The 16,890-nt window shown below is 37.7% G+C and carries 11 protein-coding genes; 6 read left to right on the top strand and 5 right to left on the bottom strand.

Features of this window, described 5'->3' with window-relative positions; all coding sequences use genetic code 11:
• Positions 1-100: 100 nt before the first annotated feature.
• Positions 101-988, top strand: coding sequence for a LysR family transcriptional regulator (locus tag J4N37_RS17200; protein ID WP_252042886.1), 888 nt, complete (start codon positions 101-103; stop codon positions 986-988).
• Here the strand turns inward: J4N37_RS17200 and J4N37_RS17195 are convergent.
• Complete coding sequence (locus tag J4N37_RS17195; protein ID WP_252042885.1) at positions 985-1,593, bottom strand: response regulator transcription factor; 609 nt, start codon at positions 1,591-1,593, stop codon at positions 985-987. The genes J4N37_RS17200 and J4N37_RS17195 overlap by 4 nt on opposite strands.
• 731 nt (positions 1,594-2,324) lie before the next feature.
• On the bottom strand, positions 2,325-2,756 hold the full coding sequence (locus J4N37_RS17190; protein WP_252042883.1) for an H-NS family nucleoid-associated regulatory protein: 432 nt from the start codon (positions 2,754-2,756) through the stop codon (positions 2,325-2,327).
• Between the two features lie 574 nt (positions 2,757-3,330).
• Here J4N37_RS17190 and J4N37_RS17185 point away from each other — a divergent pair.
• Together J4N37_RS17185 and J4N37_RS25140 are read left to right on the top strand one after the other, a co-directional pair.
• Entirely contained in the window at positions 3,331-8,172 is a 4,842-nt protein-coding gene (locus tag J4N37_RS17185; protein WP_252042882.1) for an Ig-like domain-containing protein, read from the top strand.
• A 612-nt stretch (positions 8,173-8,784) separates the two neighbouring features.
• Positions 8,785-10,074 (top strand): methyl-accepting chemotaxis protein, encoded by a 1,290-nt coding sequence (locus J4N37_RS25140; protein WP_286036628.1) that lies wholly within the window; start codon positions 8,785-8,787, stop codon positions 10,072-10,074.
• A gap of 379 nt (positions 10,075-10,453) precedes the next feature.
• Here J4N37_RS25140 and J4N37_RS17170 read toward each other — a convergent pair whose 3' ends face one another.
• The 3 genes from J4N37_RS17170 to J4N37_RS25215 all read right to left on the bottom strand — a co-directional run bounded on the left by J4N37_RS17170 (position 10,454) and on the right by J4N37_RS25215 (position 11,848).
• Positions 10,454-10,912, bottom strand: coding sequence for a hypothetical protein (locus J4N37_RS17170; RefSeq protein WP_252042881.1), 459 nt, complete (start codon positions 10,910-10,912; stop codon positions 10,454-10,456).
• Positions 10,913-10,965: 53 nt separating this feature from the next.
• Positions 10,966-11,184: an ANR family transcriptional regulator gene (locus J4N37_RS17165; protein WP_252042880.1), complete on the bottom strand. Its 219-nt coding sequence runs from the start codon at positions 11,182-11,184 to the stop codon at positions 10,966-10,968.
• Between the two features lie 334 nt (positions 11,185-11,518).
• Positions 11,519-11,848, bottom strand: coding sequence for a LipL32 family surface lipoprotein (locus tag J4N37_RS25215; RefSeq protein ID WP_353505836.1), 330 nt, complete (start codon positions 11,846-11,848; stop codon positions 11,519-11,521).
• Between the two features lie 417 nt (positions 11,849-12,265).
• On the opposite strand from J4N37_RS25215, the gene J4N37_RS17160 reads away from it, so the two are divergent.
• The 3 genes from J4N37_RS17160 to J4N37_RS17150 are packed head-to-tail and all read left to right on the top strand — an operon-like array spanning position 12,266 to position 16,843.
• Positions 12,266-14,971, top strand: a complete 2,706-nt coding sequence (locus J4N37_RS17160) for a DUF6701 domain-containing protein (protein ID WP_252042879.1) — start codon at positions 12,266-12,268, stop codon at positions 14,969-14,971.
• 7 nt (positions 14,972-14,978) lie between these two features.
• The gene (locus J4N37_RS17155; protein WP_252042878.1) at positions 14,979-16,217 is read left to right on the top strand and encodes a DUF3440 domain-containing protein; all 1,239 of its coding nucleotides are present in this window, start codon (positions 14,979-14,981) and stop codon (positions 16,215-16,217) included.
• Positions 16,214-16,843 carry an IbrB-like domain-containing protein gene (locus J4N37_RS17150; protein WP_252042876.1) on the top strand — a complete coding sequence of 210 codons (630 nt, stop codon included), beginning with the start codon at positions 16,214-16,216 and terminating at the stop codon, positions 16,841-16,843. The genes J4N37_RS17155 and J4N37_RS17150 overlap by 4 nt, the downstream gene beginning before the upstream one ends.
• Positions 16,844-16,890: the final 47 nt, after the last annotated feature.

The following is a 16,890-nucleotide window of genomic DNA, read 5'->3' as shown; positions in this document are numbered from 1 at the left end:
TTAGAGACAGTAAGTGGTGTAGTAATCAAGAGCTAACATTGAAACGTTATCATTAAATTAGAACACTGTATTTCGTTTTCTAACTCTGGAGTGCTGGACTGTGAATAGAGAGATTGATCTAAACCTTTTGCGAGTACTTGTTTTGCTAGAACGTCACCGTCAATTGAAACCAGTTGCTAAAACCCTAGGTAAAAGTGAAGCCTCAATTAGCAAATATCTTACCCGCCTACGGGCACAACTAGGCGATGAACTGTTTATTCGACATGCGCATCATTTTGAGTCTACGGATTATTTAAAGCGTAAATTGCCACAGATTGAAGAGGCGTTAGATACGCTCAACGCTTGTTTGGCTAAAAGTGAATTTGATCCGTTCTCTTATGACAAAAAGCTCTCGATAGCGTTACCTCAATCAGCACAGTATGGATTTGGCCACAAGTTGTTGGATGATCTAGTGAGGGTATTTCCTAATGCCAATATTCACATAGGGAGTATATTAGATCACTCTGCCAAAGATCTTCTTGAAGAACGAGTTGATGTTCAAATGCATTATTTTAATGAGGAATACCCGAAAACAATCTACCAAAAGTTTATTGGCTATGCCCCAGCGGCGATTATTGTTCCAAGTGAGCTAGGCGTGCTCGAATTTAAAAAGGCGATGGAGTTACGGTTTATACTATTAGAAGTGGTTGGAGGCAAGGACAGAGAGCAGGTAACTGAACAAATATTAACTAGGAATGGATTTAATATTAACTGTATAGCAACTATTGGTAATATTAGTAGTTTATTAAAAGCAGCAAAGAGTTGCGGAGCTGCAACCGTTTTGCACGAATTTCATCGTCCTATTGATGGTTTCGACTTTATCCCTATACCCGAAGAGCTATACCAAGAGGGGCGACCAAGAGTTGTTGTTCAAATGAAGCAGACTCACAAACATAACGCGATGCATCAGTTGTTAACCGACGCTATCGCGAAATATATAAAATGTTAATAATGAAAGTATTCACTACTTGAGGTTGGAACTGTATTTAGTAACTCAACGAGCGAATTCGCATGGTACTTTTTTAATATGCGGGACTTATAGGTACTGACTGTTTTTGCGCTTAATGATAGTTGTTCTGCGACCTTTTTATTTGAGTAACCTTGCGCTAAGTATTGGAAAACCATAGCTTCTCTAGATGAAAGGCTAGCATCACTTGAAGGTAAATTTTGTGTAGCTTTAAATATAGAATAACCACGAGAAATGCTAACTAGCGCGTCCATTATCGTTTCTTTGGATTCATTTTTATTCAAAAAACCGCTTGCCCCTAGCTCAAAGGCGGCTCTAGATAGGCTTGTGTAATCGCGACAGGATACGAATAGTAGCTTCCCTCTGTATCCTGAAGCAAGGATGCTCTCGGCTAAACGTAGCCCATCCCTATCTCCAACCACTACATCCAAAATCACCAAATCAATAGGTTTGTTGCGGACTAAATCCATAATATCTACAGGATCAGTGGTCTCCATTACATGAGCATATGGAAAAGCGGTTTTAATGAGTGATGATAGAGCCTCACTATACAAAGGTTGATTATCGATAATTAGAGCATTATTCATTGTGACACCTCACATTATATTTGTGTTTCAGTTGCCTCCGTTCAACTCCAATTTGTATTACTATTGTAGGAAAAAACTTTCGTGAGGATAGTAAATTGACTATTTCTAAATTTGAAATTCAGTGTCTTATAAATGAGATGTGTTCTATGTCACATTGAGTTCATAAAAAATCACATTTATGTTAAATTTTGGTTTTTTATTCATTTCACCAAGCTACAATAATCATAATAATTAATGTTACTATTAAGACTGCTACTTCTAAGTAATATTCTATAATCATAATTTTCCTTTATTTTTCAAGATAAGATAGATATCGCTAATGATATTCACCATAATGATTATGATAAAGTACAATCACCAAAAATTTAGCTTGGTTGTACTAAATTTTATTGGACTTGAATTATATTGCTGGTTTCTATATGTAAAGCATTGTCGGCAAAAATGCTTTACATATAGAAAATAAACTGGTGGGGGAATATTATATATTTCATCGTACTTTAATATTATTTCTAATCTATTTGCTCTGATCTTTACAAAAAAACTAGATTTTTCTTTAATAATTCATTTGTCATGATTTTAATATAACATATCATTAATCCTTTTTTAATAAGTTTACAATATGATTGTCTGAGGTTATTTCTTCCTTTGCTAAGTCGAACAAACTTGACGTTGCAGTCGAATTCTATTTTGAATCCCCGACAAAATACTGTATTTATATCACACCTTATCTCTCAAATTCGCTTCGGAGTGCGGGTGATTAGAAACTCATCTATAGACTTGCCCTTATCCAGCTGATCTTGTATCGCTCTTGGGGTGCGTCCCTGACCTGTCCATGTTTTTTCTTGCCCTCTGCAATCTATATACCTGTATTTTGCAGGGCGAGGCAAGCGGCTGGTTTTAGGTTTTTCTGCTTCCAGTTCAGATAATACACAAAGCAAATCGGTGGTTCTTAAATTACTCGCTTGGATCTGCTTGGCAATTTGAGATATTTTAAGGCTTAGCTCATCTAGTTTTACCTTTTTAGCGTATTCAATTCTTCGCCGCTCTTCCACAATCAACTCTAGTTTGCTAAAAGCTTCTAACAATTGCTTAGTCGATAATTCACGGCAGTTGGCCCTTAACAAACGCAGGTTCAAAAAATCTCTTTTTAGTAGCCTTGTCATTGTTCAATAGAATCCTTTTTTGATAACTATTTAGAAAGTAAGGTGTACATATGTTCAGACGTAGAATATCACATGAAGATGTAGATTGATGTTTTGTGATGCTAAGAGCTTTGTGGGATTATTCTTGTTTTCATGTCAGCGCTGTACTAGCGGGTTTTTTAATAATTTTATCTTTTATTATTTTTTGAATTATGCTAGTTAGGTAAATTAATTTTATTTATTCCTTAACCTACCGACTTTAGTAGATTATTAGCTGATTTATGTTTCTCCGTAAATATTTGATACCGTTTGACTCAATAATTGCGTTTTATTAATTTAAAAGATATATAAAAGTTCTTTACTTTCAATCTTGCTATGGTAACTATATGACTATAACATTAAATATAAGAGTATGCGCTTTGTTGTTAATTAGAGTTGTAAGAATAAATCAAACATTATCTAACGCTTGCTGATATCTTTCGTGAGAAAATTTAGTTTGGTTAAAGTATTCAAAGGAGGTGAGTAAGACTTTTGGAGAATGGTGTGTAGGAATATTCCTAAATTTGATGCTTTTTTAAAGTCGTAATAACTTTAAATGAATAAACTATGTAACATTGCTCAGGCAATACAGGCACAGTTTGCTTTAAATAAGGATCATTATATGAATTTCCATTATCCCAGATTATATTTCGTGATAATGAAATATATTAAAACATCAAGATTACCTATTGTAGATAAGGTACACATGATACTTAAATTGTTTTTAACATTTGTTATTACTGGTTTTTTGACTGCTTGTGGTGGCGGCGATGGTGCTGAGGGGAGTGTTAATCCTCCCTCTCCAAGTGGTAACGAGTATGTTGAATTATTGGTTGGTGATAACAATGCCGATGTTTCACTGTCTCAAGGTCAGCAAGCGCAAATTAACGTTCGGTTTTATGATGACTTAGGCCAAGCAACGAATGTTGACTTGAATGAGGTTGAATATGAATATCAAGGTGACGCCTTTACGATATATAAAGGTGTTGGAAGGTTACTTGCTCTACAGGAAACCGAAGCGCCAATTCCTTTAGTTGTTCGTTATAAAGGTATGCAGTCAGTTCCGGTCATGGTGACAGTGTTACCTAGTGTTATTTCTCAACTTCAAATAACGCCAGCCCCTTTAAACCTATCAAAAGGGTTTAGCTCTGAGCCTTTAGCTGTAACCGCCATGTATACCAATGGTTTGCAAAACACGTTATCGAATGAAGACGTTGTATGGTATGTAGGTGATGAACAAGTTGCAAGTTTTAACGGAAGTGAAGTCGTTGCGCATTCTGTCGGTGAAACCTATATAACTGCAGAGTACAAAGGTTTTTCTGATGAGATTAACGTAAAGGTTAATGATAGTGCGTTAAAACATATTCAATTGGCTTTAACGCAGGACTCTCTTGCACTCCCTGCTGAAAATCAAATTCCTACCGGGCTTTCATTTGACGTTGGTGTTATCGGCACTTTAACGAATGGTGAAACTCAGTTTGTTTCTCCTGTGACCTATCACATTAATGGGGACTCAATAAGACAAGAAGGAAGCAGGTTTAAATCCGTAGAAGGTGGCTTGTCAACGATTACAGCGACCTATGTCGATCCGGTGACTAATGAAACGTTAACGACCTCTAAAGTGGATGTTCTCGTAACAAATGCATCCCTTAAAGAAGAAAGCTTATCAATCACTGCGCCAAATACTGTAGTTAGTATGAACAGATCTAGGTCTGATGCGACGGTTGCAAACGTGATTGCCGAAGTGCCATACCAGTTAAGTGTTGGAGCAACATGGAGCGACGAGTCCGCTTACGACCTTACTTCTATGTCTGATTGGACGGTGATTGAAGGACATGACGTTGTTCATATTGATAACAAAAATTCACGAGGTCTAGTAAGAGGTATTAGAGAGGGGGAAGCTGTTATCCAAGCTTCTTTTGGAGGGCAGGTTGCTACCGTAGTATTGAAAGTATCGAATCCAATGTTGGACTCGTTATCTATCAGTCCTCAAAATGCCGTAGTGGCGTTAAACCAGCGCGAAACATTTGTTGTAACAGGTCATTATGTAGACGGCACTAGTACAGTGCTTTCGTCAGAGCAACTAAGCTTTACTGTAGAAGATAAAAGCATAGCGAACATCTTTAATGGTGTACTAACAGGGGCGAGTGACGGCGTAACGAAAGTCAAGGCCGTCAAAGCTACAGAGCCATCAAAGTATGTAACTACGACGGTCACGGTAGTTGATAACGCGGCGAAAGTAGAGCACATCCAATTATTACCAACGTCTTTAGAATTACTTGCAGGGCAAGAAAGTGAATTGACGGTAATGGCGTCTTACAGTGACAACACGACTTCAAAGGTAGCCAACACAGAAGTAACATGGCAATTATTGAATGAATCTGAGTCTGATGTTGTTTCGTTGGAGCGAGGAACAATTAAAGCACTAAAAGCGGGTACTGCAACTGTTAAGGCTGAATTTGCTGGTCACGAAAGCACAATGAATGTGCAAGTAACGAGTGATGCGACGTTAGAGTTAGAGCGTATTATCTTTGTCGATAAAGTGAGTGGCACTCCAATGCCTTCTGACACTGATATGACCATTGGTCAGTTGTTAGAATTGGAAGTGTTAGGCATTTATTCAAATAACGATGAATATACATTGGCGTCAGTCTCTTTTGACTTGCAAGGTGATTCTGTAGAGCAACAAGGTAATGGCACTTTTAAAGCGATAAAAGAAGGCGTTACAACCGTTACTGGTAAATATCTTGATCCAAACTCAAGCAATGAGTTTGAAACCACTTTAACTATTTCGGTTAGTCCGGCTGCTATTAAGTCCCTTGTGATTACAACGCTTGAGTCTGACTTAACTAATATGGTGGTTGATGTTCCATTGCAAGTGACCGTTGAAGCGGTATTGTCAGACGAAACTACACAAGATGTTTCATCGTCTGTGGTGTGGCGCGTGATAGACTCAGTTAATGCAAGCTCTGTAACGTTTGATCATTATGGGGTCAGGGCTTCTACGGCAGGTAGCTATTGGATTGAAGCAGAATTTGAAAATCAAGTAGCAAAAGAGAAAATCGTTGTCTCGGATGCAACAGTATCACATTTGACTATCACGCCATCTGTTAATACGTTGACAGTAGGGCAAAGTCAAAAATTTAACGTAAAAGCGCATTATATAGAAAACGCGACAGTAACAAACTTAGGTCAAAGTGAGTTTAGCTTGACAGTGGATGACCCAGCTGTCGGGACAATCATTGGGAATAAGTTAGTGACTCATAGTGCAGGTGAAGCCATTGTAACAGCGAAACTAAACCGTGATCCAAGCAAAACCGCAACAGCGACAATTACTGTCGTCGAAAAAACCATGACATCAATAAGAGTCGAATTATCGAATGACGCCATCCAAGTTGATGCGGTAACACAAGCTAATGCGCATGCGGTATTTACAGGTATGTTTGGCTATGATCCTGAAGAACTGCTAATTACTGATGGCGTGACTTGGGTTTCTGATAATGAAGAAGTCGCGGTTGTGGCATCGGATGGTTCCATTCGTGGTATTAAAAAAGGTACGGCAAACATTACTGCTGAGTACGCTTTTAAAGCGAGTGAGTCAGTCCGATTACAAGTTGTTGAGGCGAGTGCGGTTGACTCTATCAGTGTCCTTGTTGATGGACAGCCAATAATAGGACAAGCCTTGAGCTTACCAGGCAAGGGTAGGTATGAGTTGGAAACGGTCGTTTATTTTTCTAATGGTACTGAAATGGTTGACAGTAACGTTAAATGGCAAACGACTTCCTCAGATGTAAAAATCACTGGTAATCAACTGGTTGTTGAGAAAAATAACGTTGACTTTACACTAGAAGGTTATCGTTCTTCTGCAATGGATGGCAGCTTAGACAGTGCTCCTTTTACGGTAGTTAATGTTGAAGTTAAAGGCGTTGATATGACGATTTCTCACATCGACATGCAATTATCTAAAGCAAATTACCGAGTTGGAGATAAATTAGAGTACAAAGTGTATGAAAACTACGCTTCTGGTCTTAGAAGCGAAGTTAAGGACCTGAACTCAATCACGGTTCATGGTGAAATGCTAGAAAGTAATTCTTATCAGTCGGTAGTATCGAAGGCTATTTCCGGCCCTGTTTACGCGAAACTAAGTGTGGATAAAACGGAGTACACAAGTGCGTCAATTAACATAACGGTTTCAGAAGATACCGTTGAAGGTTTGACAATTGCTCCCCATAATTTGGATGTGTCTAATTACTTGATCACTAGAAATAGTGGCTATCCATTCCAAATCACACGTCAGATCAGTTCTGATAAGTCTGAGCGTTGTTACACATGTGGTATTAAGTTAACCGATGATGCGGGTCAAGAAGTAGAGCTTGGGCTGTATTCAATGGAATCGGCCGCCCCTAGTTATTCAACGCGAGTGAACTTTTTCCAAGCGGGTACTTATCATGTATATGCACTATCAGAAGATGGAAAAACTACATCAGACAATAGTGTAGAGATCACGGTATTAAATAACGACATGCTTTCGTTTGATGTTAATGTGACCGATGGGGCAACGATCAACACATACAATGGGGATGTCATCACTCCTAACGTAACGGTGACTTATGAGGACGGTCAAACTCGAAGCGCAGGCGTTTTTGCCACATACAGCGTGGACAATCCAGACGTTTTAGACATTCAAGGCAGCAACCTGTACCCACTTAAAACTGGCGACATAGAGCTAACTGCGTCATACGCAGGGCTACCAGATGTTACAAAGAACATAAGGATACAGTTCGAAGATGCAGTAACAGTCCAAAGTTCTGAAATCCGTTATCCAAGGAAGAATGGCCTGGGTGAACTGGTTGTTAATGTACCTCACAAGCCTTACATTGTAGCGACTTTAAGCAATGGCGCTACGCGAACTTACGCTTATGAAGATGTCTCATGGACAGTTAAATCATCTGAACTTGAATATGAGCAAACCTTGGAAGGCTTTATTTTTTTCTACAATGAAAAATATGATGGTGAATACGCATGGACTGAGTTTGTAGGGAGCTTTTACTTTAATGGCGAACTTTATCAAGTGGAGAGTAGAATTAGTGTAGATAGTCGTATATTGCACCAATATTATGTATCTCTATACAATTGGCAAAAGTTCGATGAAATCAAAGTAGGTCAGCAAAGAAAACTGACTATTAGAGTTGGTTATAAGCAAACTAATGGTGTGTATTATGATTTCCTTGTAGGTGCAACGGCAATACCACGAACTAGCGATATTAGGGTAGCTAGTGAATCTGGGTTTAATATAACCCTTGAAGGTGTTACAGCGTCAGGAGAGCCAGTCGGTGTGGATTTTTACACTGCTTACGGAGATTTTATGACCACTGAATATTACACCGTTGTTGAGTAAAATGGATTAATCAATAGAAAACTATTAAGCGTGATCAAGTAAAATTGATCACGCTTATTTTGAGATTAATAGATGATTTATGAAATTTGAAGAATAAGTTAGAAAATAACTTTAGATGAAAATTGACAACCTTTGATCATCAAGATTTAGACCATTGATTCTAAGTCGAAAAATATTGATATAAGGCGCAAACTTCACTTAAAAACAACAAAACTCGTCAAGTACTAGCTTGATACATCAGGTGTAAATTTGGGTAAAAGCACACCTTTCACACTTAGTTATAATTTCACGCTTTGTAGTCTCTAGATTAGCACGCAGTCATATTATTTTTTTTGCGCCAAATGATATACTACTTAATTGAATAATTCCTTGTTTTGAGAACTAGAAAATTATCTACTAATATAAGGTTTGATTCGGATGTTTCTTACGTTGCTAAGCGGGTGCTTCTGATTAATAGTACACTTGGATCGTGTATAATACTATTTCTCTCTTTTTTCAATAATTGAATTGTTGAATGGCCTTGGTTTTAATAAATTATTATTGATGGCAGTTTTAATATGTACCGATTTAAATTAATGCGTGATTTACAAAATTAAATAAAAGGTGTAAATAATGTTTTTCAAGGATAAAAGAAAGTCGGAAACTAATGACTATTCCATGGCAGTATATGAATCACTAAAGAAAGGCACCGCCTGTGCTGAGTTTACGGTGACTGGTGAAATAGTAGACGCTAGTCCTCAATTTTTAATGTTTTTCGGGTATTCAATTGATGAAATTAAAGGAAAACATCACGAAATACTGTGTTTTAATGATTTTAAGTCCCCTTCTTACCAGGAATTTTGGCGGGACTTAGCCAAGGGGAAAAAGAAAACTGGTTTTTACGAGCGAAAGAGAAAAGTGGATGGTTCGATCATATTAAAAGAAAATTACTTTCCGGTTTTGAGTTCCAATGGTGTAGCGCTTAAGATTATGCTTATAGTATCTGATATCACAAGAGACTATTTAGAACGTAAACACGATCAAGCTATTTTATTGGCTTTAAATAAGTCACTAGCTATAATAGAGTTTGATCCTAAAGGGTTCATACTGAAAGCTAATAATAATTTTCTATCACTAATGAACTACAACAGTAACCAAGTAGTGGGTCAGCATCATAGATTATTTTGCTTCGATTGCTTTTACAATCAAAACCCGAACTTCTGGCTAGAGTTGAAAAATGGTGAGATTAAGTCGGGCTTGTTCAGGCGACGAAATTCAAATAATAAAGATGTTTGGATCGAAGCCACATACAACCCAGTCAAAAACGAGAAGGGAGATGTTGTTAAAGTCATAAAGTTCGCGAGTGACATAACAGGGCGCATAGAACGGAACCAGAGGATCGCTCAGGCGTCAGAAGTCGCGCATTCTACCGCAGTCGAGACGGCACAAATAGCTCAAGAAGGCGCAAAAATTTTAACTGAATCGGTAGATGTCTCTTTAAGTATCTCCGGCAAAGCTCAGCAAACAGCGCAAAAGATGCAATTATTGAACGATAACTCTCGTAATATCCAAAAGATAGTATCTACAATCCAAGATATTGCAAGTCAGACAAACTTGTTGTCCTTAAATGCTGCTATTGAGGCAGCTCGAGCTGGTGAGTATGGTCGTGGATTTTCCGTTGTTGCTGATGAAGTCAGACAACTCGCGTCTAGAACCTCATCTTCTACCTCAGAAATTATTGAAGTCGTATCAAACAATCAAGTTTTACTTAAGGGTGTTACAGATATGATGGATGAAGTTACGTTGATCTCTGAATCTGGAAATAAAAAAATATTTGAAGTTTCTACAGTTATGGATGAAATCTATAAAGGTGCGGAAAACGTATCTAATCATGTTGTAGAGCTTTTCGAAAATCAGAAGTGATTTCTCGGCGAACTTTGTTGCAGTGGTATCAGTTATAAATGTACTTTCAAGACTTTTATAGAAATAAGAAGCTAGCTATTTCCAAGGCGAGGTCACTTGAAGAACTGGTTGTGCGTAAACAACGGTCTATCAATAGTTGCGGCTCAAAATATAAAGCGAACAAAGGCTATCTAATGCCGTATGTCTATACCAGACATGTGGATTCAAAAGCAGATACAAATTTCAAGTTATAACAGAGGTTAGACTTTTTCCATTATGATGATAGGATAATTGCCTAAAAGGTGCTTGATATCGATATGATATCAAGCACCTTTTACATAGGGAGTCCACTCATGTAACCGTTGGTCAGGAGTTGAAGTAACAGCGTTAGCTGATTTCCTCAGCCATCTAAGAGTATTGGCTTTGCTAAATAAAGGGGCCAAGCAAAGCGTTCCAGCATTTGATCTGTTTTCTTTAGTTCTTTAACTAAATCACCAGCGCCGATTTTGTTTCCACAGTCATAGAGGGAAAACTCATCATGGAGTTTTGAACTTTCACTCATACAGAGGTCGATAAATTTGTAAGTTAATGCATCTTGCTCAGGGTGAACTAACTGCCAGTACATGAGGGTTTGATATCGTAATTCATTCAGTGAATAAAAGTATTGACTTGCCTGACCTAAAATAACTACAAGCAATATGGCACTAGCTAATAATAGTGATTTCATCAAGCTTTTGATAACGATCATAAATCTAGATTTTTTTTGAATTATAAGAAAGCCACTAAGGCCCAAAAACACGAGAACAAGATGAAGAGTCACACCAATAAGCAATGTGATCAAGTGCAGTCCGTTAGTCATGTTCTATGCTTAATTGCATGATTAATTCTGTAATCTCTAACCAATAGCACCCTTTAAAATGATTCATTTTGTTCTCGTTTAACGCTCAAGCGCATTCCTGCTCTGGCGCGACAATATTCAGCTCGACAAACTGCCCAGTTTTGGTTGACAGTAGTCTCAGCAACATTAAAGGCAGCTCTCCAGTACTCACTTGCCTGAAACCAATGGCTTTCTCTTTCTGACTCACATGCTTTTTGAGCTAATTCAAGGTAATTCACTTGTATCGTGTTCATGGTGTGTTCCTTTATTACTATTTGCATTGGCCGTTTTTAAATGAAACATGAAATCAAAATATAAGTTATCTTATTTCATGGTACTTTTCATGTGCGAAATTTCTGATATTTATATCGTCTTTAATCGGGTTATATCTAAATAGATAGAAACGTTAACCGCTATGTTTTTGTTTATGTGAATCATTGTTCAATAAAGTGTGTTATGGCGGTTTTTTTGGGGTGTTCCAATTGCCAATAATATAGTGATTGATAACGTGATTCTTTCGCCGATAAGTAATATTGACGTGCTCTTTCTAATGGATTGCCCATACAGGGGTACTCCATTCTAAGTATACTACTCGCTATCTAAAAGCTGTTGGAGATCTCGTGTAATTATTACACCTGGCGATTTAACAGGGCTTCCAATCTGCGCAAGAAAACTACCTTTCACTTCACCCTTTTTAAAGCTAGTGAAACCAACGCTGTATAGACTTTTTGTCAGTGATTTTGACGGCGTTGTAGTATTGCTTTCGTGCCTTAATAGTGAGTTGTAATAGGAGCCCGAAGGTTGTTTTGGCAACTGATGACTGTCGTCATTTATATCTAGAATTGTCCACTTTGCTTTCTTGATATTATTCTCTTTTAAGCCTTTCAAGCTTGTTATTGATGAGCGCTCGATTGTCACATAGGTGTCAAAGTAGTCATCTGATTCTTTATTTTCTAAGGTGCTGTTAAAGGTCGGGATGCTGGAAGTATAAGAACCTGAGGAAGCAAGTACCCACAAAGTAAAGGTTGATAATATTTTTCCATTTGATTGCTCACATAATGTATGTAACGAGTAAGACGCCAATCAATTAAAAAGACATTGTTTATGCGAACTATTACTTTAAGAGTATTATTACATGATAATGCCATATTATTCACAGTCATGCTGCTAGCGGCTTGGTTTCACCAAATAATGCAAAATTTAAAAATCATAAATATTGTAGGTATTTGACGTTCTGTCTGTAGGAATAATCTGCAATGTAAGACTTATTATTAAATTAACTAATTATTTAGCATAGCATGCACTCTAAACTACTATTCTGTGGGGCAAGGTGTAATGTGCCGGATTTGCAAACTTCTACTTATATTTATCGCAGCTTTTCCCAAGCTATCAATAGCTTCTGCGATCGAGACAACAAATGTTTTTCCTGATTTTGTACAAGGGTGGCCAGGAAGCCAGATAGAGGTAAATAACGTCAATTTTGGCTCTTCCGGGGATGTGGCATTGGGCTTCTCATCAGTGAAGTTGAACGGCTGGGCGCCCTATAAGGTAGAAGCTGATAAAAGCAAAATGATTGAAGAGCCTGATGTTGTTGATATGTCTTATGGCGAAGTGGAGTTCAAACCTGGTTGGAGTACCTCTGTTACAGAAGTAGTACCGGGTTCTTACAAGAAAGTCCATTTATCTTCAGGAAATGGTTTTGAGTTTACCGGGGATACTTTCTCAATAGAAGAGCTCGTTATCGAAGCAGGGGCTCATGTGGTGTTTTCGAAAGCGACTGTTATCAAAGCAAATAAGGTTGTTATTCAAGGAGGGGTTCACATAGAAACGTTTGGCGATTGCTCGGATAACCTAATTTTTTGGCTTGAGGACAACAAAGGGAAAAAAGCTGAGTTTTCGCTGCTTACTAATCTCCATCTCATTGCAGACATATTTAGTAGGACTTCGGTGAAGATTGAATACGGAACAGTCGAAGGTTCTATTAGCGCTAAAAAGGTACACTTAAATGGTACAACGTTTAAACGAAGTGATCATTGTGCACCAAGCCCCTCTCAAAATGTCGATTCAATAGTAATCAAGGCCAACAATTACCACCTCGCGTGTGAGGATGCGGTTGTTGAGGTGCACACTTTAGATAGAGACAAAATGCCAGTTAACGGCATGCGTCCAAGCCTTACATCTAATGATTCATCACTGATTGTAGGTTTTCAAAATGAATTAAACGGCGTTTCTTACTTTAAGGTTGAGAACTTAAACAATGAGATAAGAAACTTTTATTTGCACGCCGAATTGGTAAGTGAATCAGGTTCATACTTGATGGACAATGCACAGATAAAGTTTTCCCCATACAAATTTTCAATAAAAAGTAGTGATAGTGACTCTTGGCACAAGCAAACCTTTCCCGCAATAGCAGGTAAAGAAAGTGGTATTGATATAAAAGTCGTCGGTTGTAAAGGGGATGAAACCATCCTCGCTAAATATAATAAAAAACTTACGAACGATAACTTTGAGATATTGACCAGAAGGTATGGAACTGGAGGTGATATTTTTGTAAACACTTCTAATTTTACTCAAGGTTTGAGTAGAGAAAACTCGATCGTTTATGATAATTCCGGGGAAGTTGACATAAGAGTGTCAGATAGAAGCTTTAACTGTGAAGATATTTTTGATGACGAAGTGTGTGTTATTAACAATAGGGTTTTATCCGGAGAGTTTTCTATAAGTGCCCGACCATTTAAAGTTGCGATATGTGATGTTAAATCTCATGATGTTGGAAATCCTGCGACAAAGGGAAATGGGGTTGGTTTTATTTCTTCTTCAACCCCTTTTCAGTTGAAATATAAACCGGTGATTTACGACAGCGATTCATCAAATGTTTGTAATAACAAGGCTGCTACGAATTATGTTGGGGATAGTGCGACTTTCGAAGTCACTAGCAAAGTCGCTTACCCTACAAATGGCGACTTGGGAAGTTTCTTACCGGTGGAGTCCATCAGCTTTGGTGATAGTGAAAACCAAAATAGTTTCACGAAAACATATGCTTGGAACGAGGTTGGGACTTTAGAAATAGTAACTAACGCTACCTATCTCGGTATGGAGCTAGATGCGGATGTGGCAACCGTTGGTCGCTTTTATCCTGACTATTTTCGAGTCTTGGAATATGAATGGATAAACCACGATGGCCAGACGTTTACATACATGGGGCAGACTTTCAAAAATGTATCTTCAAAAATAACTGCATTCAATAATGTAGGTGATGCAGTATTAAATTATGAGCTATTCGATTACGCAAATCGAGCGAGTTTTTCTCTGTTTGACGAAAGCAACAGAGTGTCAAATGGAGATGCTGCCTCATTAGCTAAGCACTCTTATTTTAAAGGTGCCAGCTGGATACTAAATGCGCCAGATATATCTTGGGAGAAGAAAAACAGCTTTGAGCCCGACGGGCCATACAACCTATTGGGCGGTGGCGAGCTAAATATCAAATTTCAGATCCATCCATCTTTAAATGGAGACCCAGCGGTATTTAAGAGCTTTTATGATGATGTGGGTACAAACCTAAGTAAGGCTACCATAAAAGGGGCGGTACCAAAGCTACTTTTTGGAAGGGCTAAATTAGGGGATGTAGGTGGGAGTGCTGGAAGTTTGATTTCTGTACCCATGCACATTGAATATTGGAATGGGACGAGATTTAGCACGAACCTAAAGGATAGCTTTACTGAATTAACCGCAGAACTATTCGATATTGAACAAGCTTGGGGTGAAGAAAGCGCTTCAAATATTAACTATATAGGTAAAGCTAGAGCTTTGATAGGAAAATCGAATGACTTAAAAATTCAACAAGTTACAGAGGCAAGGCAACAGGTTCGATTATGGCAGGACTTAGATTCTCCCAAGAACCCATATCCATGGCTTAAGTATGACTGGAATAATGACAAAAGAAATGAAGAAAACCCATCTGCGGTTGTTACTTTTGGCATTTACAGAGGGAGTGACAAAGTTTTGTTTCGCGGTGAACCTGGTATGTTAGGGCTACACTAATTTATTTATGAATATGAAAAAATCAAATAAGACTTATCTACAGGTCGATGTTAATGTGGCGGCAAGAACTCGCTGCAAGTATATAATTAATAACTTTTCAAACTTTTATGTAGCGTTTTCAGGGGGAAAAGATTCAGGAGTGTTGTTAAACCTTGTAATTGAAGAAGCTCGGAAGCTTAATCGATTACCAATAGATGTGTTAATTATCGATTTAGAAGCACAATACCAACATACGATTGACTATATAGAACGATGTGTGTCAAAAGATGATGTAAATGTCTTTTGGATCTGTTTACCACTGAGTCTAAGAAATGCAGTATCACAATTTGAACCTAAGTGGCTGTGCTGGGACCCAAATCGAAAAGACAAATGGTTGAGAGAGCTACCAAATAATCGGGCGGTCATTAGTGATAATTCCTACTTCCCATTCTTTTATTCGGGAATGGAGTTTGAAGAGTTTATTGATTGCTTTGCTTTATGGTATCAAGAGCAAAAAAACAGTAAGTGTGCATGTCTAGTTGCTATCAGAGCGGATGAGTCATTGCATCGGTATATGACAGTCAAAAACCATCGTAAAAAATGTTACCAAAATAGAAGATGGACTACAGAGATTAACGAAAGCTTATATAAAGCTTATCCTATTTATGATTGGTCAACTCAGGATATTTGGTGTGCATACGGGAAATTTGATTGGGATTACAACAGGATCTATGACCTAATGAATCAAGCTGGTGTTTCTATTCATCAACAACGCTTATGTCAGCCATTTGGTGATGACCAACGAAAAGGGCTATGGCTCTATCAGATATTAGAGCCTGATACATGGCAAAAGCTCGTTGAGAGAGTTGAAGGTTGTAACTTCGGGGCAAAATTTAGTAAAAAGCAGGGGAAGATAGTTGGTTACTACTCTTTTGATTTACCTGAGGGGTACACCTACAAAAGTTACAGTAAGTATTTGCTTAAAACCATGCCCCCTAACTTAGAAAAACATTATCGACAACGAATTTTCCAATTTCTCAATTGGTGGAGGAAAAATCGAAAGCGAGCAGGAGTTAAAAGGATTTATGATTTCGCAGATAAAAAACTTGAGAGTCAAAAGAAAGTACCAAGCTGGAGAAGAATTTGTAAGGTATTAATTAAAAATGATTATTGGTGTAGAGGACTCTCTTTTGGACAAAATAAAAGCCTAACTCAAGATTATGTTACCTTGTATGAAGATTATTTAAAGAATGGGATAATAAAATGAAATATGAGGATTTAAAGGTTATTTTGGAGAAGTTATTATCAGAAGTGAATAAATCAAAATTACAATTGAAGGATAGAGTTAAGTTATTCAATCTACTTTCTGAACTATCAAGTGATTTGCTTCCTTTTGATGATCCAATATTAAGTGTAAAACTAATGAGTGTCGACAAACTGAAAGATAATGATTACAACCCGAATAAAGTCTCATCCCCAGAGTTTAGACTTCTCAAACACTCTATAATAAAAGACGGTTTCACAATGCCAATTGTAACCAATCAATCTCATCAGTCTGGTGATTATATTATTGTAGATGGTTACCACCGTTCAAAATTACTAAGAGATGACAAAGAAATTAACGGACTCCACCTAGGTTATGCGCCGGTGGTTATAATGAATAAATCAATAGAAGAGAGGATGTCCTCTTCAGTTCGACATAATACTGCTAGAGGTGTACATCAAGTTGAGTTAACTGCAAAACTGATATCAAAATTAAAAGAACGGCAATGGACTAATAAAGAAATTGGTATAGAACTTGGCATGGATATGGATGAAGTGTTAAGAATGCAGCAAGTCACTGGTTTGGCTGCAGCGTTTAAAAATAACGATTTTTCAGAGGCTTGGAAATAATGTAATAACCATGTCAGCTTTACCAATAAAAATCATGTAGGAATTTT

The sequence above is a fragment of the Vibrio sp. SCSIO 43153 genome, assembly GCF_023716625.1.
GTDB lineage: Bacteria > Pseudomonadota > Gammaproteobacteria > Enterobacterales > Vibrionaceae > Vibrio > Vibrio rotiferianus.
Note: the sequence above shows the minus strand (reverse complement) of the source record. Positions and strands in the feature narration are given on the sequence as shown.

What these genes read in the sequence shown, in the direction of transcription:
- J4N37_RS17190 (WP_252042883.1), bottom strand. Translation starts at nt 2,756, where the DNA reads ATGACAAGGCTACTAAAAAGAGATTTTTTGAACCTGCGTTTGTTAAGG.
- J4N37_RS17155 (WP_252042878.1), top strand. Translation starts at nt 14,979, where the DNA reads ATGAATATGAAAAAATCAAATAAGACTTATCTACAGGTCGATGTTAAT.
- J4N37_RS17150 (WP_252042876.1), top strand. Translation starts at nt 16,214, where the DNA reads ATGAAATATGAGGATTTAAAGGTTATTTTGGAGAAGTTATTATCAGAA.
- J4N37_RS17195 (WP_252042885.1), bottom strand. Translation starts at nt 1,593, where the DNA reads ATGAATAATGCTCTAATTATCGATAATCAACCTTTGTATAGTGAGGCT.
- J4N37_RS17165 (WP_252042880.1), bottom strand. Translation starts at nt 11,184, where the DNA reads ATGAACACGATACAAGTGAATTACCTTGAATTAGCTCAAAAAGCATGT.
- J4N37_RS25140 (WP_286036628.1), top strand. Translation starts at nt 8,785, where the DNA reads ATGTTTTTCAAGGATAAAAGAAAGTCGGAAACTAATGACTATTCCATG.
- J4N37_RS17170 (WP_252042881.1), bottom strand. Translation starts at nt 10,912, where the DNA reads ATGACTAACGGACTGCACTTGATCACATTGCTTATTGGTGTGACTCTT.
- J4N37_RS17160 (WP_252042879.1), top strand. Translation starts at nt 12,266, where the DNA reads ATGTGCCGGATTTGCAAACTTCTACTTATATTTATCGCAGCTTTTCCC.
- J4N37_RS17185 (WP_252042882.1), top strand. Translation starts at nt 3,331, where the DNA reads ATGAATAAACTATGTAACATTGCTCAGGCAATACAGGCACAGTTTGCT.